The 24,622-nt window shown below is 30.0% G+C and carries 19 protein-coding genes; 3 read left to right on the top strand and 16 right to left on the bottom strand.

Annotation, left to right across the window (positions count from 1 at the left end):
- From NNC19_RS12285 to NNC19_RS12275, 3 genes are all read right to left on the bottom strand, one after another.
- Positions 1–2,468 (bottom strand): FMN-binding protein (locus NNC19_RS12285; RefSeq protein WP_310938953.1); only part of this gene is annotated, 2,468 nt, incomplete at its 3' end.
- Positions 2,469–2,493: 25 nt separating this feature from the next.
- Positions 2,494–3,534 (bottom strand): FAD:protein FMN transferase, encoded by a 1,041-nt coding sequence (locus tag NNC19_RS12280; RefSeq protein WP_396136419.1) that lies wholly within the window; start codon positions 3,532–3,534, stop codon positions 2,494–2,496.
- 26 nt (positions 3,535–3,560) lie between these two features.
- Complete coding sequence (locus NNC19_RS12275) at positions 3,561–4,262, bottom strand: ferric reductase-like transmembrane domain-containing protein (RefSeq protein ID WP_310938951.1); 702 nt, start codon at positions 4,260–4,262, stop codon at positions 3,561–3,563.
- A gap of 204 nt (positions 4,263–4,466) precedes the next feature.
- Here NNC19_RS12275 and NNC19_RS12270 point away from each other — a divergent pair, with 204 nt between their 5' ends.
- Positions 4,467–6,602 carry a sodium-translocating pyrophosphatase gene (locus NNC19_RS12270; RefSeq protein WP_310938950.1) on the top strand — a complete coding sequence of 712 codons (2,136 nt, stop codon included), beginning with the start codon at positions 4,467–4,469 and terminating at the stop codon, positions 6,600–6,602.
- A gap of 24 nt (positions 6,603–6,626) precedes the next feature.
- Here NNC19_RS12270 and NNC19_RS12265 read toward each other — a convergent pair whose 3' ends face one another.
- Positions 6,627–7,313 (bottom strand): pseudouridine synthase, encoded by a 687-nt coding sequence (locus tag NNC19_RS12265; RefSeq protein WP_310938949.1) that lies wholly within the window; start codon positions 7,311–7,313, stop codon positions 6,627–6,629.
- A gap of 15 nt (positions 7,314–7,328) precedes the next feature.
- The gene (locus tag NNC19_RS12260) at positions 7,329–8,195 is read right to left on the bottom strand and encodes a LysR family transcriptional regulator (RefSeq protein WP_310938948.1); all 867 of its coding nucleotides are present in this window, start codon (positions 8,193–8,195) and stop codon (positions 7,329–7,331) included.
- Positions 8,196–8,326: 131 nt separating this feature from the next.
- Between NNC19_RS12260 and NNC19_RS12255 the strand changes: the two genes are divergently transcribed.
- Both NNC19_RS12255 and NNC19_RS12250 read left to right on the top strand, forming a co-directional pair.
- Positions 8,327–10,063, top strand: coding sequence for an ABC transporter ATP-binding protein (locus NNC19_RS12255; RefSeq protein ID WP_310938947.1), 1,737 nt, complete (start codon positions 8,327–8,329; stop codon positions 10,061–10,063).
- The gene (locus tag NNC19_RS12250; protein ID WP_310938946.1) at positions 10,063–11,802 is read left to right on the top strand and encodes an ABC transporter ATP-binding protein; all 1,740 of its coding nucleotides are present in this window, start codon (positions 10,063–10,065) and stop codon (positions 11,800–11,802) included. The genes NNC19_RS12255 and NNC19_RS12250 overlap by 1 nt, the downstream gene beginning before the upstream one ends.
- A 152-nt stretch (positions 11,803–11,954) precedes the next feature.
- On the opposite strand, the gene kduD is transcribed toward NNC19_RS12250, so the two are convergent.
- The 11 genes from kduD to NNC19_RS12195 form a co-directional block, all read right to left on the bottom strand.
- Positions 11,955–12,737, bottom strand: a complete 783-nt coding sequence (kduD, locus tag NNC19_RS12245; RefSeq protein ID WP_310938945.1) for a 2-dehydro-3-deoxy-D-gluconate 5-dehydrogenase KduD — start codon at positions 12,735–12,737, stop codon at positions 11,955–11,957.
- A gap of 35 nt (positions 12,738–12,772) precedes the next feature.
- Complete coding sequence (gene kduI / locus NNC19_RS12240) at positions 12,773–13,609, bottom strand: 5-dehydro-4-deoxy-D-glucuronate isomerase (RefSeq protein WP_310938944.1); 837 nt, start codon at positions 13,607–13,609, stop codon at positions 12,773–12,775.
- Between the two features lie 115 nt (positions 13,610–13,724).
- On the bottom strand, positions 13,725–14,714 hold the full coding sequence (locus tag NNC19_RS12235) for a LacI family DNA-binding transcriptional regulator (RefSeq protein ID WP_310938943.1): 990 nt from the start codon (positions 14,712–14,714) through the stop codon (positions 13,725–13,727).
- Between the two features lie 179 nt (positions 14,715–14,893).
- A complete protein-coding gene (gene uxaC, locus NNC19_RS12230) occupies positions 14,894–16,294 on the bottom strand; it encodes a glucuronate isomerase (RefSeq protein WP_310938942.1) in 1,401 nt (466 codons plus the stop codon).
- 12 nt (positions 16,295–16,306) lie between these two features.
- A complete protein-coding gene (locus NNC19_RS12225) occupies positions 16,307–17,794 on the bottom strand; it encodes an altronate dehydratase family protein (protein ID WP_310938941.1) in 1,488 nt (495 codons plus the stop codon).
- On the bottom strand, positions 17,778–19,256 hold the full coding sequence (locus NNC19_RS12220; RefSeq protein WP_310938940.1) for a tagaturonate reductase: 1,479 nt from the start codon (positions 19,254–19,256) through the stop codon (positions 17,778–17,780). The genes NNC19_RS12225 and NNC19_RS12220 overlap by 17 nt, the downstream gene beginning before the upstream one ends.
- Positions 19,257–19,312: 56 nt before the next feature.
- Positions 19,313–20,140 carry a polysaccharide deacetylase family protein gene (locus tag NNC19_RS12215; protein ID WP_310938939.1) on the bottom strand — a complete coding sequence of 276 codons (828 nt, stop codon included), beginning with the start codon at positions 20,138–20,140 and terminating at the stop codon, positions 19,313–19,315.
- Positions 20,141–20,168: 28 nt separating this feature from the next.
- Positions 20,169–21,203, bottom strand: coding sequence for a sugar kinase (locus tag NNC19_RS12210; RefSeq protein WP_310938938.1), 1,035 nt, complete (start codon positions 21,201–21,203; stop codon positions 20,169–20,171).
- Positions 21,184–21,795 (bottom strand): bifunctional 2-keto-4-hydroxyglutarate aldolase/2-keto-3-deoxy-6-phosphogluconate aldolase, encoded by a 612-nt coding sequence (locus NNC19_RS12205; protein WP_310938937.1) that lies wholly within the window; start codon positions 21,793–21,795, stop codon positions 21,184–21,186. Before NNC19_RS12205 ends, NNC19_RS12210 begins: the two co-directional genes overlap by 20 nt.
- Positions 21,796–22,120: 325 nt before the next feature.
- The gene (locus NNC19_RS12200) at positions 22,121–23,635 is read right to left on the bottom strand and encodes an MFS transporter (RefSeq protein ID WP_310938936.1); all 1,515 of its coding nucleotides are present in this window, start codon (positions 23,633–23,635) and stop codon (positions 22,121–22,123) included.
- 268 nt (positions 23,636–23,903) lie between these two features.
- Complete coding sequence (locus NNC19_RS12195; protein WP_310938935.1) at positions 23,904–24,599, bottom strand: GntR family transcriptional regulator; 696 nt, start codon at positions 24,597–24,599, stop codon at positions 23,904–23,906.
- Between the last annotated feature and the right edge of the window lie 23 nt (positions 24,600–24,622).

Raw genomic sequence — 24,622 nt, 5'->3', positions numbered from 1 at the left:
TATGTTGCTCCTGATACTACATCTACTTTTGTTGATTGTTTTTCCATTATCTCTTTTGTTATTGTTCCTATTGTTTTTTCATAGAATCTTGGAGTATCCCCATGTGATACCGTTTCAATTTTGGCTACTTTCCCACCACTTACTGTAACTGATATCTTTGTTATCGCCCCTCTAAATCCTATTCCTGTGCCTGTATAAGCTCCATCTTTATACCCTTTATCAAGTTCTGGTGTTAATTCTGATGTTGGTGTTTGATTTATAACAGCTTTACTAAGAGCATCATTAACTGCAGCGATTATTCCTTTTGAACTATAAGTTGCCCCTGATACTACATCTACAGATGTTGATTGGGCAGATATTATTTTATTTGCTATTGTTCCTATGGCTCTTTCATAAAAACTTGCTGTATCTCCTTGTGATATTGTTTGAATGTTAATAATTTTACCACCACTTATAATAACTGATATATTAGTTTTTGCTCCCATAAAGCCTGTCCCTATTCCTGTGTAAGTTCCGTCTTTAAACTTTGTATTAGGCTCAATCACTATACCGTCTTTATGAGGATCATTATTACCATTATTTGTGCCACTTCCACTTGATACAGGTTTAATAGTAGCTTTAAACTTAGTAGAAGCTTTGCTTAATGCATCTTCTACTGCCTGAATAATTCCTTTTGAACTATATGTTGCTCCTGATACTACATCTACAGATGTTGATTGTGTAGATATTATTTCCCCTGGTATAACTTTGCTTGCCCTCTCATAGAATTCAGGAGTATCACCATTTGATATTGTATCAATTGTAGCAATTTTACCACCCCTTATAGTAACTGAAACTTTTGTTGTTGCTCCATTAAACCCTGTCCCTACACCTGTATATGTTCCATCAGCAAAATTACCATCAATTATAACAGTCTTATTAGAACCTACATTATGATTATCATTCTCACTAACTTTACTTTCTTTATCACTTGCTGGCTTACCTGAAGCTTGGTTTAATGCATCTCGTACTGCTTCAATAATCCCTTTTGAACTATAAGTTGCACCTGATACTATATCTACTTCTGTTGACTGGCTTGAAAGTATTTCTTTTGATATAACTTTTATTGCTCTATCGTAAAAATCTGGAGTATCTCCACTAGATACTGTTTCCATATTTGAAATTTTGCCATCACTTATTGTAACTGCAAGCTTTGTTGTTGCTCCATTAAATCCTGTTCCTACACCTGTGTATGTTCCATCTTTATAACCTGCATTATTTACAGTTTTATTACTATCAGAATTATTTGTCTCCTTTACTTCAGATACTAATAGAGCTTGAGACAACGCATTCTCTACAGCTTCAATGATTCCATTTGAACTATATGTTGCACCTGATACTACATCCACTTCAGTTGATTGAGCTGAAAGTATTTCTTTTGATATAACCCCTATCGCTTTTTCATAAAAATCTGGAGTATCCTCTTGAGATACTGTTTCAATGCTAGCAATTTTTCCTTGACTTATTGTAACTGATATAGTTGTTGTACCTCCTCTAAAACCTTTTCCTGTTCCAATATAAGTCCCATCTTTATATTTTGACTCTGCATTATTCATATCAGCTGATGCAGTTATTCCTTTTTCCTCTAAAACTTTTCCTGTAAAATTAGTTAATCCATATACTCCTGCAAATGTTGCTATAGCAATTGAACTAGCTAATACTAGAGTAATGTCTTGATCAATTATATTCCCTTTTGTATTTTTTCTAGGACATACTTCAAGACATTTTAAACAATTAATACATTCTCCTCCACGAACTGACTCCATAGTATATAAAGGCAATCCCATAGAACAATTTGTAGTGCACATTCTGCATTTTCCACATTTTTCTCCTGGTTTATTAATTTTAAATAAACTCACTCTAGAACATACAGTAAATATTGCTCCAAGTGGACATAAATATCTACAAAAGAATCTTTCAACAAAAAAAGCTCCAATTGTTATTAAAGTTAAAAGTATAAAACCTATTAGTAAGTTAGTTATAACATATGAGAAGTCGGTTATTTGGGCAAAAGCATCCCATGGGCTTGTCCCGTTAAAAATATTACTTCCAATAGTCCAAGATACTACCATAAGTATAAATAAAACTACAAATTTCATATATTTTAAAACGGAATCAACCTTTTCATTGACTTTAAATTTAACTTTAAAAACTTTTTTAGAAAGTAAATGAATAAAATCATTATATGCTCCAAATGTACAAACCCATCCACAGAAAAATCTCCCCAATAACATAGTTATTAAAATAACACTAATAAACTCTATCAGTGTTGGAAAGACTTGTACAAATACAAATTTACCATTAATAATCATTTGATATATTTTTTTAAATTCACTGAAAGCTAAAATATATAGCCCAGGTGATAGAATAAACATTATTAATTGTATAATATGTCTAAATATTTGCATTTTCTTTATCTTTTTTAGCATTTATATAGCTCCTTTAATTATGCTCTTAATTCAAAATGTACTCCTCATTAGTTACTATAAAGTTTTCCTTTATTCCAGAGGTTATATATACATTTTTATCTTCTGTTATAAATATTGCATCTATTCCAGAAATAGATTCTATAAGATTTCTAGCTTTCTCAATTCCCATAATATAAACCCCTGTTGATAGGCCATCACCATCTATTGATTTATCAGAAATTATAGTTGCACTTAAAACATTACTTTTTAATGGATATCCTGTACTTGGATCAATTATATGATGAAATTTTTCATTTTCCTTTATAAAAAATCTTTCATAATTTCCAGATGTAACTACTGATTTATCCTTCAAACTAAGCACCCCTACATGTTCTCCACGACCTCTAATAGGATCTTGAATTCCAACATTCCAACTTGTCCCATTATTTTTATTCCCTAGAACAAAAATATTTCCACCAAGATCTATAATGGCAGTTTTTATACCATTCTTTTTAAATATTTTTGTTATTTCATCTGTAGCATATCCTTTTGCTATGCCACCAAGATCAATTGATTGATATTTGTTTTTAAGTCCAACAGAATTGTCTTTTTTATTAAGAATAATATCTTTATAATTAACTAATTTTAATTTCTCTTGTATTTCATCTTTCTTTGGTTTTCTTTCAGATTTTGTTCCTATTCCCCAAAGTGAAACTACTGGCCTTATTGTAGGATCAAAAGCTCCCTCAGACAATTCACTATACTTAATTGCTTCTTCAATTAGAGAAAAAGTATCACTACTTACAGTTTTCGCCTTTATTCCAGCATTTTTATTTATTATTGAAATTTCACTATCATCTTTAAATGCTGACATCCTATTGTCAATATCAATAAGATAATCAAAAGCTTCTTTAATAGCACTTTCACTTTTTTTCCCAAAAGCCTTTAAATATATTATTGTTCCAAGCACATAAAAACGCTTTTCTGTTAAAGTATCTTTATTATTTCTTGTAGAAATTATTAAAATTAGCATAAAAATCACTAGTAATAATAAAACAAGCTCTATTGTAATTAATATCAAATTCATCCACTCCAACTAAAAATCATTATTCACTAGTTAATTGCTAGCTTAGGTTGTTTTCTTTTTTTGTACTTAAATAATCTCAAGATTGTATATAATCCAAAAATAAGAGTATACACAGATAACCTTGTCCAATCTAAGTTTTTACCATTAAATAATATAAGTATTATATGAAGATAAGCTAAAAAATAAAATGCATATGCCCATCTCTGAAGTTTCTTCCACTTAACTGGATTCATTTTTCTTCTTACTTTTTTTATTGATGTAATAAACAAAGGAATCATTAATAAAAATCCTATAATTCCAACAGCTATATAACCTAAATATAATGCTGATGCTGTTCCTTCACTAAGTATCTTAGGTAATTTAAGTATTATAAATCGTGCAAAGTATATAATTCCATGAGGTAACATAAATATAGATCCTAATATGGCTAACTCTGCTCTAATAGTTAATAATTTTCTAGCAACTTTCCATTTAGGAATTAATGCACCTGCATACATTACTAGAATAAAAAATGAAATAGCTATTATTCCTTTTATTGAGACCTTTTCAAGTGTAAGAATAAATCCACCTAGTTTTAAATTTGATGTCATTCTTAATATTTCATAAATCGAAGTACTAATAGCAATAATTGCAGCTACAGCATAATATGCATATGCATGCTTTTTTATATTTGTTGTAAAGATTAAAGATAAAATTGTTACAATAAGTAAAGTAATGATTAAATTCATATTTTACTTCGCCTCCTTAATTGATATTGATTTTCATTTACTTTACATTGTATTTTACTATTACATGGAAGTCAATACATAAATTAATATTTATTTTACTTTTCTTATTACATAATTCTCATTACAATTTGTTTTTGTAATATTTCTTCATATAGCTTGTATAATATAAGTGTAACCATATTTTGTAATCAAGGAGATGTTTTTATGCTGTCCTACTTACTTATAATTTACGGAGTTATACTTATTTCAATTGCTGTAATTGCCTATTTATCTAAATACACCTTTTCACAAGATAAAGGCACAAAAAAGATGCAAGAAATTTCAAATTATATTAAAGAAGGAGCTATGGCTTTTATAAAAAGACAATATAAAACTATAGCTATTTTGTCTCTTGTAGCACTAGCTCTAATTGTTTTTTGTAATTATTTAGGCAACCAATCAAAAGGTTCTGGTTCTGCTATATCTATTTCCATTCACATTGGTATAGCTTTTATAACAGGTGCATTTTGTTCTGCTTTATCAGGTTATATAGGTATGTATATGGCTGTTAATTCTAATATAAGAGCTGCAGCTGGAGCAAAAAAAGGACTAAATCATGCTCTACAAATAGCACTTAAAGGTGGTGCAGTTACAGGACTTGCTGTTACAGCCTTATCACTTTTTGGTGTTGCTTCATTATTTTTAATATATGGAGGTTTATCTGGTGATGCTAATCTAATTAAAGAAGCTCCCTCTCTTATAGTTGGCTTTGGCTTTGGCGCTTCCTTTGTAGCTCTTTTTGCACAGCTTGGAGGTGGAATATATACAAAAGCTGCTGACGTAGGGGCAGATCTTGTAGGCAAAGTTGAAGCTGGTATTCCAGAAGATGACCCTAGAAATCCTGCTGTTATAGCTGATTTAGTTGGTGATAATGTTGGTGACTGTGCTGGTAGAGGAGCTGATCTTTTCGAATCTACAGCTGCTGAAAATATAGGTGCTATGATTTTAGGTGTTGGCTTATATCCTATATTTGGATGGAAAGGGATATTATTTCCGCTTGTTGCTCGTGCTTTTGGTATAATTGCTTCAATAATTGGTATATTTACTGTTAAAGTAAAGGATGATAAAGATGATCCTATGAAAGCTTTAACTAGAGGATTCTTTATTACTTCTGTATTAAACTTAATAATACTATTTTTTGTAGTTAAGAATATGTTAAGTGGAACACTTTCCAATGGAACTAGTGTAAATTATTTGTATCTATATGGCTGTGTATTTGCAGGTGTATTTCTTAGTTATGTCTTTGTTCTTATTACTGATTACTACACCTCAATAAACCGCAAACCTGTAAAAGATATTGCAAAATCTTCTGAAACAGGAGCTGCTACTAATATAATAACTGGTCTTTCTGTTGGTATGGAATCTACTGCTTTACCTGTATTATTCATATCTCTTTGTATTTTTGTAGCTTATAAATTAGGTGACTTAGCTATGCCTGGGGTTGCAAATGCTGGCTTATATGGTACAGCTATAGCTACTATGGGAATGTTATCAACTTGCACATATATTCTTGCTATGGATACATTTGGACCTATAACTGATAATGCTGGTGGTATTACAGAAATGTCTGGCGCTCCTGAAGAAATAAGAAGAGTTACAGATAGATTAGATGCATGCGGAAATACTACAAAAGCCTTAACCAAAGGATATGCAGTAGGATCAGCTGCTCTTGCAACATTCCTTCTATTCTCTGCATACCTAGATGAAGTTAAAAAAATACTTAATCAACCTTTAGATTCTTGGTTTTCTATTGATATTGGAAAACCTGAAGTATTTATAGGTGGATTTATTGGTGCTATGATAGTATTTTTGTTTAGCTCTACTGCTATAAGAGCTGTTGGAAGAGCTGCTCAATATGTAATACTAGAGGTTAGAAGACAATTTAAAGCAATTCCAGGAATAATGAGTGGAACTTCAAAACCTGATTATGCTAGTTGTGTTGATATAGTTACCAAAGGAGCCTTAAAGGAAATGATTCTTCCAGGAATATTAGTTATATTTACTCCTGTGATAGTTGGGATACTTTTAGGCAAGGAAGCTGCTGGCGCCTTTCTTATGATAACTACAATTGCTGGAGTCATTATGGCCCTATTCTTAAATAATGGTGGTGGTGCATGGGATAATGCAAAAAAACTTATAGAGTTAGGTGAACATGGCGGAAAAAATTCTGAAGCTCATAAAGCTAGTGTAGTTGGTGATACTGTTGGTGATCCTTTTAAGGATACAGCTGGACCATCCCTTCATGTTCTTATAAAACTTGTAAGCACCTTGACTTTAGTTTTTGTAACATTATTTAGTTAAAATATAAGTTTAAATGGCTCATTATTAGTTTAGTAATGAGCCAATTTCATTTATCTCCGAAAAGCTTAAATAACGCCATTTGCCATATTTCAGTCCATCAATTTTTAAATTTATTATTCTAATTCTCTTAAGCTTTACCACATCATATCCAAAAGCTTTACTCATTTTTCTAATTTGCTTATTAAGTCCTTGAGTTAATATAATTGAATAATTAAAATCATCAACTCTCTTTAAAACACAAGGCCTAGTTTTAACATCACCTATCTGAACCCCAGAAGCCATTCCTTCTAAAAATAATTCATCATATGTTTTATTCAAAGTAACTATATATTCTTTTTCATGATAATTATCTGACTCCAAAATTTTACTTGCCAGTTCACCATCATTTGTAAGTAATATTAACCCTTGAGATTCCTTATCTAATCTACCTACTGGGAAAATATATTCTGTATAATTAATATAGTCTATTATATTATTTTCAACTGCTTCTGCTGCAGTACAAGTAACTCCAACTGGTTTATTTAAAAGTATATATACTTTATCCCTTTTTTTTATAGGCATATTATCAAGAAATATTTCATCATCCTCTTCTACCCACTGTCCAGGTATGCACAGTTCTCCATTTACTATTATTCTTCCATCTTCAATAATTCTATTAGCTTCTCTTCGTGAACAAATTCCATAATTACTAAGAAGTTTATTTATTCTCATTTAAATTTAATCCTCTCATTCTTTGAAAACTTTTATAAAACTTTTTGCAATAGATGAAAGATATCTGTTTTTCATCCATATGGCACCTATCTTTGTATTAAGATCTTTATCATTAATAATTTTATAAATCATATTTTCATCATTGATTATATTAAATATAGACTTAGGGATTAATGCAATACCAAGCCCCGCTTGTGCCCACATCAATGTTGTTCTTGCATCATCATTTTCACAAAATATTGTTGGTTCAAAACCTTCTTTATTACAAGAAGATACTATTAAACTTTTCAATCTTCTATATAATATAACGGGTTTGTTTTCCAAGGATTTCAATTTTATTTCCAATTTATCACTATCCCAATCTAAATCCTTTCTCATAACTGCAATCATAGGCTCTTCATCTAAAAATATTCCATTAACCTTATCCATCTTAAATGGAGTTCTGACAATTGCCATTTCAATTATACCAGCTGTTAATAATTCTAATAATTCATATGTATTTCCTTCATGAATATTAAAAGATATTCTAGGATAATCTTTATGAAATTTAATTACTCTCCGACTTAGTAAAATAGCTCCTGAAGATGATACTGTTCCTAATGAAAATATTCCTTTTTCACCATTTTCAAAATCTTCTAGTTCCTTCTTTGTAGTTTCAGTAAGTTCTATTATATTTTTTGCCCTTTTGTATAATAATTTTCCACCTTCAGTTAATGTTATATTTCTTGCTCCTCTTTCCATGAGTTTAATCCCAAGTTCCTCTTCAAGAATTTTTAACTGATTGCTTAAAGGTGGTTGTGCTATATGTAATTTTTTTGATGCAGCACTAATATTTCCTTCTTCAACAATAGTAACAAAATATGTTAATTTCTTTATATCCACATTCTTCTCCTCTTGCTATATATTTTTTTTATATATTATATATACAAACTAGATATTATTAATATATAAATACCTATGTTATAATGATATCCAATATAAGAAAACTAAACAATAGAAGGATATGAAGACATATGTTTAAATTAACAAATTATTTAAAACTTTTTAAAAAACAAGTAATTCTTGGTCCATTATTTAAATTATTAGAAGCCATATTTGAACTAATTGTTCCTTTAGTTATGGCTAAGATTATAGATGTTGGTATCCAGAATAGAGACCTAAACTATATTCTTAAAATGGGAGGCCTTCTTATTTTATTAGGTGTAGTAGGCTTAGCCTCTGCCATTACCTGTCAATATTTTGCTTCAGTAGCATCTCAAGGTATTGGTACTCATATAAGAAAAGATTTATTCAAGCATATAAATAGTTTATCTCATTCTGAGATAGATAATATTGGAACTCCATCATTAATCACTCGTATTACTAATGATGTAAACCAAATACAATCTGCAGTAGCAATGCTTATAAGATTAGCTGTTAGAGCACCTTTTCTAATTATTGGCTCAACTGTTATGTCCATGATGATAAATATGAAATTGTCCATAATTTTTATAGCAACTATATTTTTTATAGCATTCGTACTTTATATGGTAATGAGTAAATCTATTCCTTTCTTTACTTTAATTCAAAAAAAACTTGATAAAATCTCTTTAATTACTCGTGAAAGTTTAGAAGGTGCCAGAGTCGTTAGGGCTTTTTCTAAGGAAGAAAGTGAAAAGAAAAGATTTAGGGAAGCTAGTGATGAATTAAGTTCAATATCAATCACAGTTGGTAAGATATCTGCACTTTTAAATCCATTAACTTCTATAATTATTAATTTTTCTATAGCTATTTTACTTTGGTTTGGTGGATTTCATGTATACTCTGGTAATCTTACTCAAGGTGAAGTAATAGCATTTGTAAATTATATGACTAACATATTGCTTGTACTAATTGTAGTTGCAAATTTAATAGTTATATTTTCAAAAGCTTTTGCATCTATAAAAAGAGTTAATGAAATATTTGAAATTAAATCAACAATTACTGAAAACAAACAACTTACTACTACTTCTAATACTAGTGATTCACCTAAAATAGAATTTAAAAATGTTTCTTTTCTTTATGATAACTCTAATGAAAAATCGCTAAATAACTTATCTATAAAAATAAATAGAGGTGAAATAATTGGTATTATAGGTGGAACTGGTTCAGGTAAATCTACCTTGGTAAATTTAATTCCAAGATTTTATGATGTCTCTGAAGGATCTATTTTAATTGATGGCATAGATGTTAAAGACTATGCTCTTAAAGATTTAAGAACCCAAATAGGAGTAGTACCTCAAAAAGCAGTTTTATTTTCTGGAACTATAAGAGAAAATCTATACTGGGGATTAGAAAATGCTACAGATGCAGAAATCAAAAAATCTTTAGAAATTGCCCAAGCTTCTGAGTTTGTTAAAAAACTTCCTGAAGGTTATGAAACCATTATATCTCAAGGTGGTAAAAATTTATCAGGTGGTCAAAAACAAAGACTAACCATAGCTAGAGCACTTATTAATAATCCTGAAATTTTAATTTTAGATGACAGTGCTAGTGCCTTAGATTTTGCTACAGATGCAAAGCTTAGAGAAGCAATTACTACCGAAACTAAAGATACAACAATTATTATAGTATCTCAAAGAGCTAGCACAATAAGAAATGCTGATAAAATAATAGTCCTAGATGGTGGAGATATTCAAGGTATTGGAAATCATGAAGAACTTATGAAAACTTGTGAAGTATATAAAGAAATATACTCTTCGCAATTAAGTGTTAAGGAGGTGGCTATTTAATGAAATCATCAGTTTTAAAAAGACTTTTAAGTTACATTAGACCTTATATGAAATATTTAATCATAGCTCTTTTAAGCGCAATAATTAGTGTTTTTGTAACACTTCTAAGTCCTATTTTAATAGGGAAAGCTATAGATTATATGATAGGTCTAGGAAATGTTGATTTTCATGGAATATTAAAAATTATACTCATTCTAGCAACCAGTATAATAATAGGTTCATTGTTTCAATTAATTTTGACTAGATGCACTAATATTATTACTTATAATACTGTTAAAGATATTAGAATTCAAGCATTTAATAAATTGAATTCTGTCCCCCTCAAATATATTGATAAAAATGCTCATGGAGATTTAATAAGTCGTGTTATAAATGATATAGATCAGATATCTGATGGCCTTATACAAGGCTTTTCACAACTATTTACTGGCATTATAACAATTTTGGGTACTATCCTATTTATGTTTTCAATTAATATTCCAATAACTTTTGTAGTTATTTTAATTACACCTTTATCATTATTTGTAGCTTCATTTATTGCAAAACATTCCCACTCTATGTTTAAAGCTCAATCAGCTATTCGTGGCGAACTAACTGGTTATATTGAAGAAATGATAGGTAATCAAAAAGTAGTTAAAGCTTTTGCTTATGAAGATAAAGCTCAATCTAGTTTTGAAGAAATCAATACTAGATTATACAATTATGGAGTTAAAGCACAATTCTACTCTTCATTAACAAATCCTTCAACCAGATTTGTTAATGGAATAGTTTATGCTGCTGTTGGCGTAGTTGGTGCCATAAGTGCTATTTATGGAAGATTAACTATTGGTCAAATGTCTTCGTTCTTAACTTATGCAAATCAATATACTAAACCATTTAATGAAATATCAGGTGTTGTTACTGAATTTCAAGCTGCCTTAGCCTCTGCAGCAAGAGTTTTTGAAGTTATTGATGAAGAAGATGAAAAAGCTGATAAAATTGATACAATAAATAAAAAAGAATGTACTGGATATATAGAAATGAATAATGTTTCTTTCTCTTACAATGAAAATAAAAAACTTATTGAAGGATTTAATCTGAAAGTAAATCCTGGTGAAAATATTGCTATTGTCGGGCCTACTGGTTGTGGTAAAACCACCCTTATAAATCTGCTTATGAGATTTTATAATATTGATTCTGGAGAAATCAATATTGATAATACAAACATTGAAAATATTACACGAAAAAGTACTCGTGGACTATATGGCATGGTTCTACAAGATACTTGGTTATATTCTGGTAGTATTAAAGATAACATTGCTTATGGTAAACCTAATGCTACCTTAGATGAAATTATAGAAGCAGCTAAAGCTGCTCATGCTCATGATTTTATAAAGAAGCTTCCAAATGGATATGATACTTTACTTTCTGATGATGGTAGTAATATATCTCAAGGCCAAAAGCAATTATTATGTATAGCAAGGATTATGCTTGTTAAACCACCAATGCTTATATTAGATGAAGCAACTAGCAGCATAGATACACGTACAGAAACATATATACAAAAAGCTTTTAATCAAATGATGAAAGGTCGTACAAGCTTTATAGTTGCTCATAGACTCTCTACCATTCGTGAAGCTGATTTAATACTAGTTATGAAAGATGGTAAAATAATTGAACAAGGTAAGCATGAAGAATTACTTTTAAAAAATGGTTTCTACACAAACTTATATAACAGCCAATTTTCTAATGCAATTTAGATAATTATTCTTTTCTATAAAAATAATCCACTTCAAACTTATATCTCAAAGTTTGAAGTGGATTTATTTATATCAGAAATAGTTATTGTTTTAGCATTTTTTATCAGAAATAGTTATTTATTTTAACATTTGTTTTTTATATTTTTAGTTAATTATCTTACTAACCAGCCACCATCAACTGCTAGTATATGTCCATTAACATAATCAGATGCTCTACTGCACAAGAATACCATAGCCCCCATTAAATCAAATGGTTCTGCCCATCTATCAGCTGGGATTCTGTCTTGAATTTCCTTGTTCCTCTTTTCATCTGCTCTAATTGGTGCAGTATTTGCAGTTTTAATATATCCAGGTGCAATTGCATTAACTTGGATATTATGACATGCTAATTCATTAGCAAATGCCTTTGTAATACCAGCAACACCATGTTTACTTGCTGTATAAGGTGGTACAAATTTACCTCCTTGGAATGCCAACATTGATGCTACATTTACAATTTTTCCCGAATTTTGCTTGGCCATTATCTTAGCAACTTCTTGGCTTAAGAAATAGACAGAATTTAAGTTTATGTCCATAACTGCATTCCAATCTTCCTCTTCATATTCAAGAATTGGAGCTCTTCTTATTGTTCCAGCATTGTTAACTAATATATCAATTTTGCCAAACTCATTCATAGCAGTATCTACTAAGTTTTTTCTATCAGTCTTTTTAGTTAAATCCCCTTGTACAAATACAACTTTTCTTCCTTGCTTTTCAATTAATTCTTTAGTTTCATCCCAATTACTATTGAAAGCTGAAATAACTAAATCTGCTCCTGCCTTTGCAAGTGCTACTGCATACCCTTGTCCAAGTCCAGTATTACCACCAGTAACTATTGCAACTTTCCCCTTTAAAGAGAAGAAATCCATTGAAAATTGTTCTAATACATTTGACATAATCTTACTCCTCCATTTATCTAAAGTATTTCTTATTATCTTAAGTCTTCTATTTTTATATTATCCATATCATCAAATGTTTGGTTTTCTCCACACATTCCCCAAATGAATGAATAGTTCTTAGTTCCACATCCTGAATGTATTGACCAGCTTGGTGAAATTACAGCTTGTTCTGTATGCATAACTATGTGTCTTGTTTCTTTTTCTTGTCCCATAAAGTGCATTACACATTGATCATCTGCAATATCAAGATATAAATAAACCTCCATACGTCTTTCATGAGTATGTGCAGGCATTGTGTTCCATACACTACCTGGTTCTAATATTGTTAATCCCATTACTAATTGACAGCTTTGACAAACATCTGGATGAATATATTGATTTATTGTTCTCTTATTTACTGTTTCTGTTTCTCCACATTTAACTTTTCTAGCTTTATCTAGTCCAATTTTTACTGTTGGATAAGCTACAAGTGCAGGAGCAGAATTAACATAGAACTTAGCAGGATTTTCTGGGTTAGTTGATTTAAATTGTACATCCTTAACACCTTGTCCAACATATAGACCATCTCTATATCCCATGCTATATTCTGTGCCGTCAACAATAATAGTACCTTCTCCACCTACATTAATTACTCCAAGCTCTCTTCTTTCTAAGAAATAATCAGTACCAAGTTCTTTACAAACTCCTAGTTTTAAAGTTTCCTTTATTGGTGTAACCCCACCAAATATTATTCTGTCATTATGACTATATACTAAATTAATTTTTTCTTCTACAAACACCTTTTCTACCAAGTAATGTTCTCTTAATTCTTCTGTAGTATAATGCATTGAATCTGATGGATGATTTGAATAACGAATTTCCATTTCCATAATTAATATCTCCTTATCTAAATTTATTGTGCACATTTTACACACGTGTTCATTTGCTTTATATTTATATTATATAATTGGTTGCACACGATTGCAATAATTATTATGAAAATTCCTAGATTAATTTTCTAATGGAATTTCCAATAACTAAATGAGATTCTAAATATACTTTTTTCTTGCTTATTTCCTCATTATTAATTAACTTAATTAATAGTTCTGTTGCTATCTTGGCTATTCTATCTACTGGTCTTCTTATTGTTGCAATACTAGGTGTCAAAAATTCTCCTATTTCAGTTCCATCAAAACCTAAAATTGAAATATCTTCTGGTACATTTAACCCCGTTTCTCTTATAGCTTTTATAGCCCCTACCGCCATTTCATCATTAAATGCAAATATTGCAGTAATATCTTTTTCTATTATATTTTTAGCTGCAAAATATCCTCCTCTAACAGTAAAATCTCCATTTGTCACATAATCATTATTTATTTCAATATTAAACTTATTAAAAGCTGACATATATCCTGCTCTTCTTAATTTAGTTGATAAGAAACCTTCTTTTCCTTCTATAATACCAATATTCTTATGTCCATTAATTATAAGTTCTTCAACTGCATTTTCTGTTGCTACGATTTCATTTGTAAATATATTCACAACATCATAGTTAACTTCTCTATTTATAACTACCATTGGTATCTTCTTTGCTAAAATTTCTTCTATAAACACATCATCTTCTTCTTTTTGACTAACCACTACTATTCCATCATAATTTTTAGGGTTAATAGTATTTTTCTCATATGTATCTATTCCTTTAACAGTTACATTATATCTTTTATCAATGCTATCATAAACACTGTTAATGACATTTTGAAATACAAAAGCAGATGTCCCTTTGTCTATTGTAGAAAAGAAAACACCTATAGTATATGCTTTTGCAAGTTTTAAACTTCTAGCATTTATATTAGGAATATAATTTAGTTCTTCTGCTGCTTTAACTATCTTTTCTCTAGTCTCTATATTTACTTCCTTACATCCATTTAAAGCTCTTGATACTGTAGAATGTGATACCCCTACATGTTTTGCTATATCTTTAATCGTTACGGTCATGATTTCCTCCAACTTTATAAATTGCATATTTTAAGAATATTATATTACTTTGTTATAAATTGCACAATCATTAACATACATTAAAAATAATTTTTAATATATGATTTTCCCAAATCTAATTTCATATAAAAAAAGACCGCCTAATTAATCTTAGACGATCTAAAAAAATTATAGTTTATTTAATTTTTAAAGTATTTTGCTGCATTGTTATAACAGATATCTTTAACCATATCACCTAACACTTCCATGTCAGCTGGATATTCGCCATTTTCAACCAAACTACCTAAGTAGTTACAAAGTATTCTTCTAAAATACTCATGTCTTGTATATGATAGGAAACTACGTGAATCAGTAAGCATTCCTACAAATTTACTTATAAGTCCTAATTGTGATAATGCTGTCATTTGTTTTACCATTCCATCTTTTTGGTCAAGGAACCACCATCCAGATCCGAATTGGATTTTACCAGCTATTCCACCACCTTGGAAGTTTCCAAGCATAGTTGCAAGAACTTCATTATCTTTAGGATTTAAGCAGTATAGTATAGTTTTTGGTAATTTATCTTGAGATTCTAATGCATCTAAGAATTTTGCTAAAGGTTGAGCAACTTCTCCATCATCAATACTATCAAAACCTACATCTGGTCCTAATTTCTTAAACATTCTACTATTGTTATTTCTTAAAGCTCCAATGTGTAATTGTAGAACCATTCCATGACTATGATACATTTCAGTTAATTTAATCATAGTTAATGTGTTATATTTTTCTATTTCATCTTGTGTTAAAGTTTGTCCACTTAAAACCTTCTTTAAGATTATATCAACTTCTTCTTCAGTAGCTATATTAAAGTAAACTCTATCCATAGCATGGTCTGTAATTGTACATCCATTATCTACAAAGAATTGTAATCTTTTCTTAAGAACTTCTAAAAGTTCACTATATGATGTAATAGTTGTATTTTCAGATGCACCTAATACTTTAATGTACTCTGCAAAACCCTCATTACCTATTTTAACTGCTTTGTCAGGTCTCCATGCTGGTCTTACTTCACATGTAAAGTTCTTATCCTTAGCTATTTCTTGATGGAATTCTAAGCTATCAGCTGGATCATCAGTAGTTCCAATGTATTTAACTTTTGAATTCATTATGATTGACTTTGCTGTAAATCCAGCACTCTTTATTACTTTATTACATTTATTCCATACTTCTTCAGCATTCTTTGCACTTAATGTTTCAGTTACGCCAAAGTATCTTCTAAGCTCTAGATGAGACCAGTGATAGATTGGGTTACCTATTAAATAAGGCATTACTGAAGCAAATGCTTTAAACTTTTCAAAATCTGTTGAATCACCAGTTATATATTTTTCATCAATACCATAACTTCTCATAGCTCTCCATTTGTAGTGATCTCCATATAACCATATCTCTGTAATATTGTTATACTTAATATCCTTTGCAATTTGTTCAGGTATTAAGTGACAATGAAAATCAAAAATAGGCATATCCTTTGCATAATTATGATAAAGTGTCTTTGCTGTTTCGCTTGATAATAAAAAATCTTCTCCCATGAATTCTTTCATGTTGAATCCCTCCTATAATGTTACTCCATCTTTTAAGATAGATATTTCTCTATAATCATTAACTTCATTTTTTGCCTTATATTCTCCTGAAGCAGTTCTTAATATTAAATTAAGGAACTCTTCATCTATTTTTTCTGGATTAGCTGAACCTATAAGTTCTCCAGCATTAAAATCAATCCAGTTTCTCTTTTTATTATAAAGATCTGTATTAGTTGAAATCTTTAATGTTGGAACATTTCCTCCATATGGAGTACCTCTTCCTGTAGTAAATAATACAATATGTGCCCCAGATGCTGCAAGTACTGTAACTGCACATTGATCATTTCCTGGCCCAGAAATTAGGTTTAAACCTGTTTTAGTAGCTCTATCACCATATTCTAGTACATCTGTCACTACAGCTTTACCACTTTTTTGAACACAACCTAAGGATTTTTCTTCTAAAGTTGTTATTCCACCTTTTTTGTTTCCTGGTGAAGGATTTTCATAAATAACTTGGTCATATCTTATGAAATATTCTTTAAAGTCATTTATAAGATCTACACTCTTATCAAAAATTTCTCTACTTGTTGATCTATCAAATAAAATTGTTTCAGCTCCAAACATTTCTGGAACCTCTGTTTGTATAGCTGTTCCACCTAAAGCTGTTATTGTATTTGAAATTCTTCCTAGTAATGGATTTGCTGTAACTCCTGAAAATGCATCAGAACCTCCACACTTTAATCCTATTTTTAGTTTAGATATATTTACATCTTCACGTTCAAACTTAGAAGCATATTCAACTAATTCTCCAATAAGTTTCTTACCTTCTTCTATTTCATCTTCAACATCTTGAGTTCTTAAGAACTTAATTCTATCATGATTTATAGGCTCAAGAAGTTCTTTAAAACTTTCTAATGTATTATTTTCACAACCTAGTGCTACAACAAGTACTCCTGCTGCATTAGGGTGATTTACAAGGTCAGCTAGTATCTTTCTAGTATTCTCTAAATCACTTCCTAATTGAGAGCATCCAAATGGATGCTCAAAATGATATACTCCATCAACTTTATCATTTATAAGCTTATTTCCTTCTTTAGCTAATATTGCACATGTTTTATTTATACAACCTACTGTATTAATAATCCATATTTCATTTCTTATACCAACTTCTCCATTATCACGAACATATCCTTTGAACGTAATATCACTATTTTCTTTAACATTTTCTTCTATAGCTCCCTTGAAGCTATATTCTAATATTTCTCCAAGTCCTGTACCAAGGTTGTGAGAATGAACCCATTCTCCAACCTTTATGTCTTCTTTAGCTTTTCCTATACTATAACCATATTTAAGAATGTCTTGTCCTTTTTCTATATTCTTTATAGCAACTTTATGACCTTTGGCTACATCTTCTAATAATTTTATTTCTTCATCTCTATTATTGATGATTTCTCCTGCTTTACAATCTTCTAATAATACTACAACATCATCATCATGATTTATCTTAATTACCTTTTGCATACTTCTTCTCCAAACTTTCTAATGCTTCGTTTACTGCTTCACTTAATCCTGCAATTTGAGTTAAATCTTCTCCCCATAATTCTTCATTCTTAAGTACTGCTCTAACATATTCTTCATTCTTTACCGCATATTCTTTATTTACATTACTCATAAATTCTAATACATTTGGTACATCAAATACTGGATATTCTTGTCCTTTAAAACCATAACCTACATATTTGTCTTCTTTTTGTACTATTTGATAGAATCTAAGAAGACCTGCAAGACCAGTTACCATGTTTTTTGGTAATGAATTATTATCTTTGATATAAGCCTTAACAGTTGGTAAATCTCTATTAACGAATTTTGATACTGAATTCATTGATATAGATTCTAGCTTATGTTTTAAATGAGGATTTCTAAATCTTTGAAGAATTGTCTTAGCATACTCTTCTGCATCATCATTCTTTAATGATGGTATTATTTCATTTTGTAAAGCTTCATTTAAGAATGCTTTTTCTGATGGGTCTTCAACTAACTCATCTACTCTTTCAAATCCTTTTAAGATTCCAAGTGGAGTTATTAAAGTATGTGATCCATTTAATATACTTACTTTTAGTAAATGGATATCATATAATGAATCTGCCCATTTAACATTTAATCCAGCCGATTTTAGTGGTAATATCTTATCATATTCTTCGCTTCCTTCAATTCCCCATAAAAAGAATGGTTCACATACTGAGGCTGCATTATCAATATATCCTAACTTTTCAAAATATTCTTGAGTGTTTTCTCTTGGGAATCCTGGAACTATTCTATCAACTAAATTGCTTAAGAATGCACATGATTCATTAAGCCAAGTTTTAAACTCTGCACTTGTTCCAAAACTTTCTGCATGCTTTTTAACCATTTCTTCAAGAACCTTACCATTATCATCTACTAATTCACATGGGAAGATAAGTAATTTCTTTGATTTGTCTTTAATAGATTCAAATCTATGCATTAAGAAAGCAGTTAACTTTCCTGGATATAATCCATCAACTGATACCTTATCAAGTTCAACTTCCTTGTAAGCTAGTCCAGCTTCTGTAGTATTAGATATGATTACTTCTAAGCTTTCAAGTTCAGCAATTTCCATAAAAGAATTCCAGTCAACATTGTAGTTAAATACTTTTGAAAACACAGAAATTATATCACTTTCATCTATTTCAACATTATCTTTAAATCCTCTTTGAGTTACTGTATAAAGCATGTCTTGTTCTTTTAATGTATTTATTTTTTGATCAAAATTTAAAGGACAAGTTAGTGCTACTGAACCTTCATATTTTCCTGCTACTATTGCCTTATAAAGCATCCAATCAAAGAATGATGTTAAAAAGTTTCCTTCTCCAATTTGCATAACTTTAATTGGGCTATCAACAACTTTATCATACACAGCTTTTTGCTCTGCATTTAAACATTCAACACTTAATTTTTTTAACATAAGTATACTCTCCCTTATAAATGTATTTTTTCTATATTAATTTTTATAATTTCAGATTAATTTAAAGATACTTGTTTTCCTCCAGGGATTTTATAAACAACATCATCTACACTAATCCAGGCTGATGCTGCTGAAGGATTGTAAACAAAACTTCCATCTGCTGCAAATTGCAAGTTATCACAAACCTTTAAATAATCAACTATTTGTATATTAGTTGCATACCAAATATCTTCCTTATTTCCTATTTTCTCAGCAAACTCCTCTATAAGTTTCCAATTATTATCTCTCTCAAATTCATAACTATGACCCCAAACATAAAACATATACATATATTGCTTTTTATCTAGAGAAATAAATTCATCTGCTAACTTTAGTAGATTATGATTGTGATGACATGTAGCCTTCCATTCATAATAATTTCTTGGCATATCAAAATTCTCACTATTTCCAACTATTCTTGAATATTCAATTCCAACATGCTTTAACATATTTTCAATTTCTAAATTATAGGAACCATTTGGATAGGATAACCCTCTTACTGGATATCCTACAATTGCTTCTAATGCTCTTCTATCATCTAAAACTTCACTTATTACTTGAGTCATAGGACATCTTGCTATTGTTGGATGTGTAACTGTATGACAAGATACCTCATGTCCCTCATATAATTCCTTTATTTCTTCTTTAGGAATTCTTACTCCATATGAATAGGTTACAGCAGGATCATTCTTTTCCATATAACCCGAATTCAGATGAAATGTTCCCTTAATTCCATTAGCATTAAAGATTTTAATTAATCTTTTATCTGGAATTTTCCCATCATCATAACTCATCGTCAGTACCTTGAACTTTCCTTGAGGAAAACACTTATATATCTTACTCATACATTCACATCTCCTATTGAAATATTAATTATCTTTTGATATTTTCTATTCCTGAATTCATAAGAGTCATAACATGATTTAAACCAACCATATTAATATCACCTTTTATGCTATGTTTTAACACACTTGCACAAGTAGCAAAATTTATTATTTCTTCTTCCTTCATGTCTTCTGATAAAAGCCCATGTAATACTCCAGCAGTAAATGAATCTCCTCCACCTACTCTATCTATAATATCAAAGGTATATTTCTTACTCTTTTCTAATGTGTTTCCATTAAATAAAAATCCTTGTAGAGAATTATTGCTTACGGAATTTACCCATCTCTTGGTAGATGCTGCAAATTTTAAATTAGGATAATTTTCAAATAACTTGCTATACAATGCTACTAAGTTTTTTTCAAATTCTTCCTCTTTTTCTAATGGATACTTTAGAATATTCTTGAAATCCAATATTCCAAGGAATGCTATATCAACATAAGGCAATACTTGTCCCATAAACCTTCCTGCATCTTCTAAGCTCCAAAGTTTTGCTCTATAATTTGAATCATAAGATACAACTATTCCCTTATCTTTAGCAGATTTAACTAATTCTAAAGTGAATTCAAACAATTCACTACTTAATGCTGGTGTAATGCCTGAAACATGAAGTACTTTAACATCTTTAAGTATATTTTCAATATTAAACTCATTCTTGTTTGCTAAGGAAATTGAAGAATATTTTCTATCATATACAACTTCTGAATTTCTAAGTCCAGCTCCCTGTTCTAGAAAGTATATTCCAAGTCTTCCATCACCTTTAATGATATCCTTTGTATCTACTCCAAAAGTGCTTAAGTCTCTTACTACTTTTTCCCCTAAAGGATTATCTGGAAGCTTTGTTAACATCTTAGTTTCATGTCCAAACATGCTAAGACTACAAACTACATTAGCTTCTCCACCAGCATAAGTGGCATCGAATTTACTAGTTTGTATTATCATCTGAGAATTTTCTGGAGTTAATCTAAGCATTATTTCTCCAAAACCTAAAATTTTTCCATCTTGCTTAAGCTCTAATCTTTTCAATCTTCGTTACAAACTCCTTAGCTAATTTTTCTATATCCTTTAGGCTTCCTGCTCCTGTTAATGCACTACCTACACCTACGCAAGAAACTCCCATCTTAAACCATTCTTCAACATTATCTATGTTTACACCACCTGTTGGCATTACATTAACCTGAGGAATTGGTGCCTTTAATGCTTTTATATATTTAGGTCCAAAAACTTCCCCTGGGAAAATTTTAACCATTGTATTTCCTTTTTCCATAGCATGCATTACTTCTGTGATTGTCATACAACCTGGTAGATAAACTACTCCTTTAGAATGACATACTGTATTGGCTTCTTCTGAATATCCTGGACTTACTACATATTTAGCTCCAGCTTCTATTGCATCTAAAGCCATCTTTCCATTTAATACACTACCTATACCAACTAATGCATCACTATATTTTTCACTAACTTTTTTTATTAATTCTACAACATTAGGGATTGTATAAGTTAATTCTAGAGCTTTAACACCTCCATTAAGGCAAGCTTCAATGATTCCCATTGCTTCTTCATGATCTTTAGCTCTAATTACAGCTACTATTCCTTGTTCCTTTAATTTATTTAACATATGTCTTCCCCCTAAATTTTTTCTTGTATACTAAGTGAGGCTATTTCACATTTAACTTTTCTAAAGATTACATATGAAAAATAAAGACGGTTTCTATGTAACATACGGTTTTTTCTAAGTGGTTTTTAATTTAGCTTATTTTAATAAATGGTAATAATCTTTATTCAGCCTCATCTTGTATACTAGTTATAATTCTATTATACACTCTCCTTTTAAATTTGCAACCCTTTTCAAATATTTGTATATAAAAAATTATAGTAGATAAACATAAGATTATATTTATCTACTATATATTTATATAAATTATTCTATTTTTGTAAAGCTTTTATGCTCCAGCTGTAGTATTTTTAGCATGATATCCTACATGATTGTTTCCAAAACAATGTTCATAGTCATATCCTGTTAAATCTTTAATAACAGCTTTTGCTTCAGCTGTAGCTAATGCTTTATCTCCACCAGCTTTTACTCTATTAACTTCATCAACTAAAATCTTATGAGATTCTTTTGTTAAGTTAAATCTTGTGGTAATAAACCAAGTAATAAGAAGTAATACTATAGGAGTGACTACTGATAATATTATTAATCCAGTTATAGCTGAATCTGGTTGAACTTTTGCACCCTTTGTAAATCCAAATCCATCTAGCACTACACCAAGTAATAAACCTTCTATTGAAGTTGCAACTTTTGATAACAATCCATTAACTCCTGAGAATATACCCTCTCTTCTTTGTCCTGTAACAGCCTCATCTATGTCAGCCATAAATGGTAATTGGAACACCGGAATATAATCACACGCTTGTTTACCTATTGTATTAATTACTGCAGCTACAATTAATGCTGGAACTATTATACTCGATCCTTTAAGACCTATTAAGCCAAGATAACCAAGAGTTGAAGCAATAACCACAACAGCTGCTACTCTGAAAGTTTTTGGACCTCCAAATTTATAACATAATGTTATTGCTATTGCAAGACCTATAAATGAAAGCAATGTACTTGCACTTGTGATAAATCCTGTAGTTGATGAGCTCAATAATAAAACGTATACTACAAAGTATGTAAATACACCTTGTGCTAAATTCTTATAAATTCCTATTATTAACATCATTAATGCATGAAATCTAAATGTTTTAATTTGTAAACTTGAAGGAATATCAGTAAATATCTTTTTAAGTACTTGTCCAACGCCTTTAGCTTCTTCAGAATATTGAATTTCACTTGGATCACGTTCAAATGTTAATAAATAGAACACAACAAGAGACAATGAAAGAATAACTCCATATATAACACCTGTTAATAAGAATGCTTGTGAATCATCTTGTCCAAATACAAGAAATAATTGCGCTGGAATAAATGTAGCTATGGCACTAGCTATTGTACCGCAATATTGCTTTGCAGATACAAGTTTTGTTTTATCTGCAGCAGTTCTTGCCATTTCTGCTGGTAATGTAGTACCTGTAACAACAACTAAAGTAAATGTAACTTCCCAAACTAAATTAATAAAGAAATAAAACCCATATGAATGTCCTGTTGTCCATAAAATTGGAAATACTATTAAAGTTAAAGGAATTCCAATTAACGTAAACGACTTCCTTCTACCAAATCTTTTTCCCATTCTTGTTTTACCAAAATTATCACTAATAAAGCCAATTATAGGATTACCAATTGCATCAATCAATCTTGTAACTGAAAATATTACCCCAACTTGAGTTGCACTAAGGCCACAAAGTGTTGTATAAAAATACATTAAGAATGCTGATATTAATGACTGTGCTCCACTTCCTAAGAAGTTGATAGATGCATAACCTAACATATTTTTGATTGTTACTTTCCTTTTCATATCTTTCCCTCCAACTTAAAAATACCCTGAAAAATTTTCAGATGATTACTAGTATTTCAATACTTATAATCATCATAATAGAATTTAATTAGTTTCTAGAAAAATCTATCTGCTAATCTTTAACTTGTGCTTGTCCGAACATTTTTTGCTTGTATACTAGCTTCGTTTTTTATTATACTCTTTTTTACCAATTTTGCAACCCTTTTCAATTTTTAAATATTTTTGCACAAAAAAGATGCCTATTAAAAAATAAGCACCTTAATTTAAACTATTTATTTGTTTTGAAAAAGTTATGTGTCTCATTGCTTTCCTCTAAAAGATGTTCCCAACTTTTCTTTGTATACTTCATATGTTCACTAATTAAAGATTCAACTTTATCTATATTTTTATTCTTAATAACTTCTATGAATTCTCTATGTTGTTCTACAACATCTCTTTTTGGATCCTCAGCTTGTGACAAAATTCTCATTCTATTATAATGTGTACTAATATTTAGTATACTTTGCCAAACATTCGATTTATTTACCCCTAAGAAAAATAATTCATGAAATCTGTTATCTAACTTATGGAATTCCTTTTCTCCGCCTTCCATATCCGCAAGTATTTGTTGAGCATATAGATTTTTGTCTAATTCAACAAATAACTCTTCATTGAATTTTTCGCAAGCAAGTTTTAGTACCTTCTCTTCTAAAGTAAATCTCATGAATCTAGCCTCATGTACTAAATCTAAATCAATTAAAGACACATATGTTCCTGATTGAGGTTTTACTTCTATTAAGTGTTCATTTTTTAGTCTCATTAATACTTCTCTAATAGGTGTTCTAGATATACCTAATTTTTCTGACAGTTCAATTTCACTTAACAACTCTCCAGGTTTAAGCTCCAAAGACATTATATTCTCTTTTAGCACTCTATAAGCATAATCTTTTCCACTTTCTTTTTCCATTTTATCATATAATATCAAACATTATCCCTCCATGCTATAAC

The organism is Clostridium sp. SHJSY1 (assembly GCF_031626875.1).
Lineage (GTDB): Bacteria > Bacillota > Clostridia > Clostridiales > Clostridiaceae > Clostridium.
The sequence above is the reverse complement of the archived record's forward strand: the minus strand, read 5'-3'. Positions and strand labels throughout refer to the sequence as shown.

What these genes read in the sequence shown, in the direction of transcription:
- NNC19_RS12275 (WP_310938951.1), bottom strand. Translation starts at nt 4,262, where the DNA reads ATGAATTTAATCATTACTTTACTTATTGTAACAATTTTATCTTTAATC.
- NNC19_RS12255 (WP_310938947.1), top strand. Translation starts at nt 8,327, where the DNA reads ATGTTTAAATTAACAAATTATTTAAAACTTTTTAAAAAACAAGTAATT.
- kduI (WP_310938944.1), bottom strand. Translation starts at nt 13,609, where the DNA reads ATGGAAATGGAAATTCGTTATTCAAATCATCCATCAGATTCAATGCAT.
- NNC19_RS12220 (WP_310938940.1), bottom strand. Translation starts at nt 19,256, where the DNA reads ATGTTAAAAAAATTAAGTGTTGAATGTTTAAATGCAGAGCAAAAAGCT.
- NNC19_RS12200 (WP_310938936.1), bottom strand. Translation starts at nt 23,635, where the DNA reads ATGAAAAGGAAAGTAACAATCAAAAATATGTTAGGTTATGCATCTATC.
- NNC19_RS12265 (WP_310938949.1), bottom strand. Translation starts at nt 7,313, where the DNA reads ATGAGAATAAATAAACTTCTTAGTAATTATGGAATTTGTTCACGAAGA.
- NNC19_RS12270 (WP_310938950.1), top strand. Translation starts at nt 4,467, where the DNA reads ATGCTGTCCTACTTACTTATAATTTACGGAGTTATACTTATTTCAATT.
- NNC19_RS12215 (WP_310938939.1), bottom strand. Translation starts at nt 20,140, where the DNA reads ATGAGTAAGATATATAAGTGTTTTCCTCAAGGAAAGTTCAAGGTACTG.
- NNC19_RS12205 (WP_310938937.1), bottom strand. Translation starts at nt 21,795, where the DNA reads ATGTTAAATAAATTAAAGGAACAAGGAATAGTAGCTGTAATTAGAGCT.
- kduD (WP_310938945.1), bottom strand. Translation starts at nt 12,737, where the DNA reads ATGTCAAATGTATTAGAACAATTTTCAATGGATTTCTTCTCTTTAAAG.
- NNC19_RS12235 (WP_310938943.1), bottom strand. Translation starts at nt 14,714, where the DNA reads ATGACCGTAACGATTAAAGATATAGCAAAACATGTAGGGGTATCACAT.
- uxaC (WP_310938942.1), bottom strand. Translation starts at nt 16,294, where the DNA reads ATGAAAGAATTCATGGGAGAAGATTTTTTATTATCAAGCGAAACAGCA.
- NNC19_RS12280 (WP_396136419.1), bottom strand. Translation starts at nt 3,534, where the DNA reads ATGAATTTGATATTAATTACAATAGAGCTTGTTTTATTATTACTAGTG.
- NNC19_RS12250 (WP_310938946.1), top strand. Translation starts at nt 10,063, where the DNA reads ATGAAATCATCAGTTTTAAAAAGACTTTTAAGTTACATTAGACCTTAT.
- NNC19_RS12225 (WP_310938941.1), bottom strand. Translation starts at nt 17,794, where the DNA reads ATGCAAAAGGTAATTAAGATAAATCATGATGATGATGTTGTAGTATTA.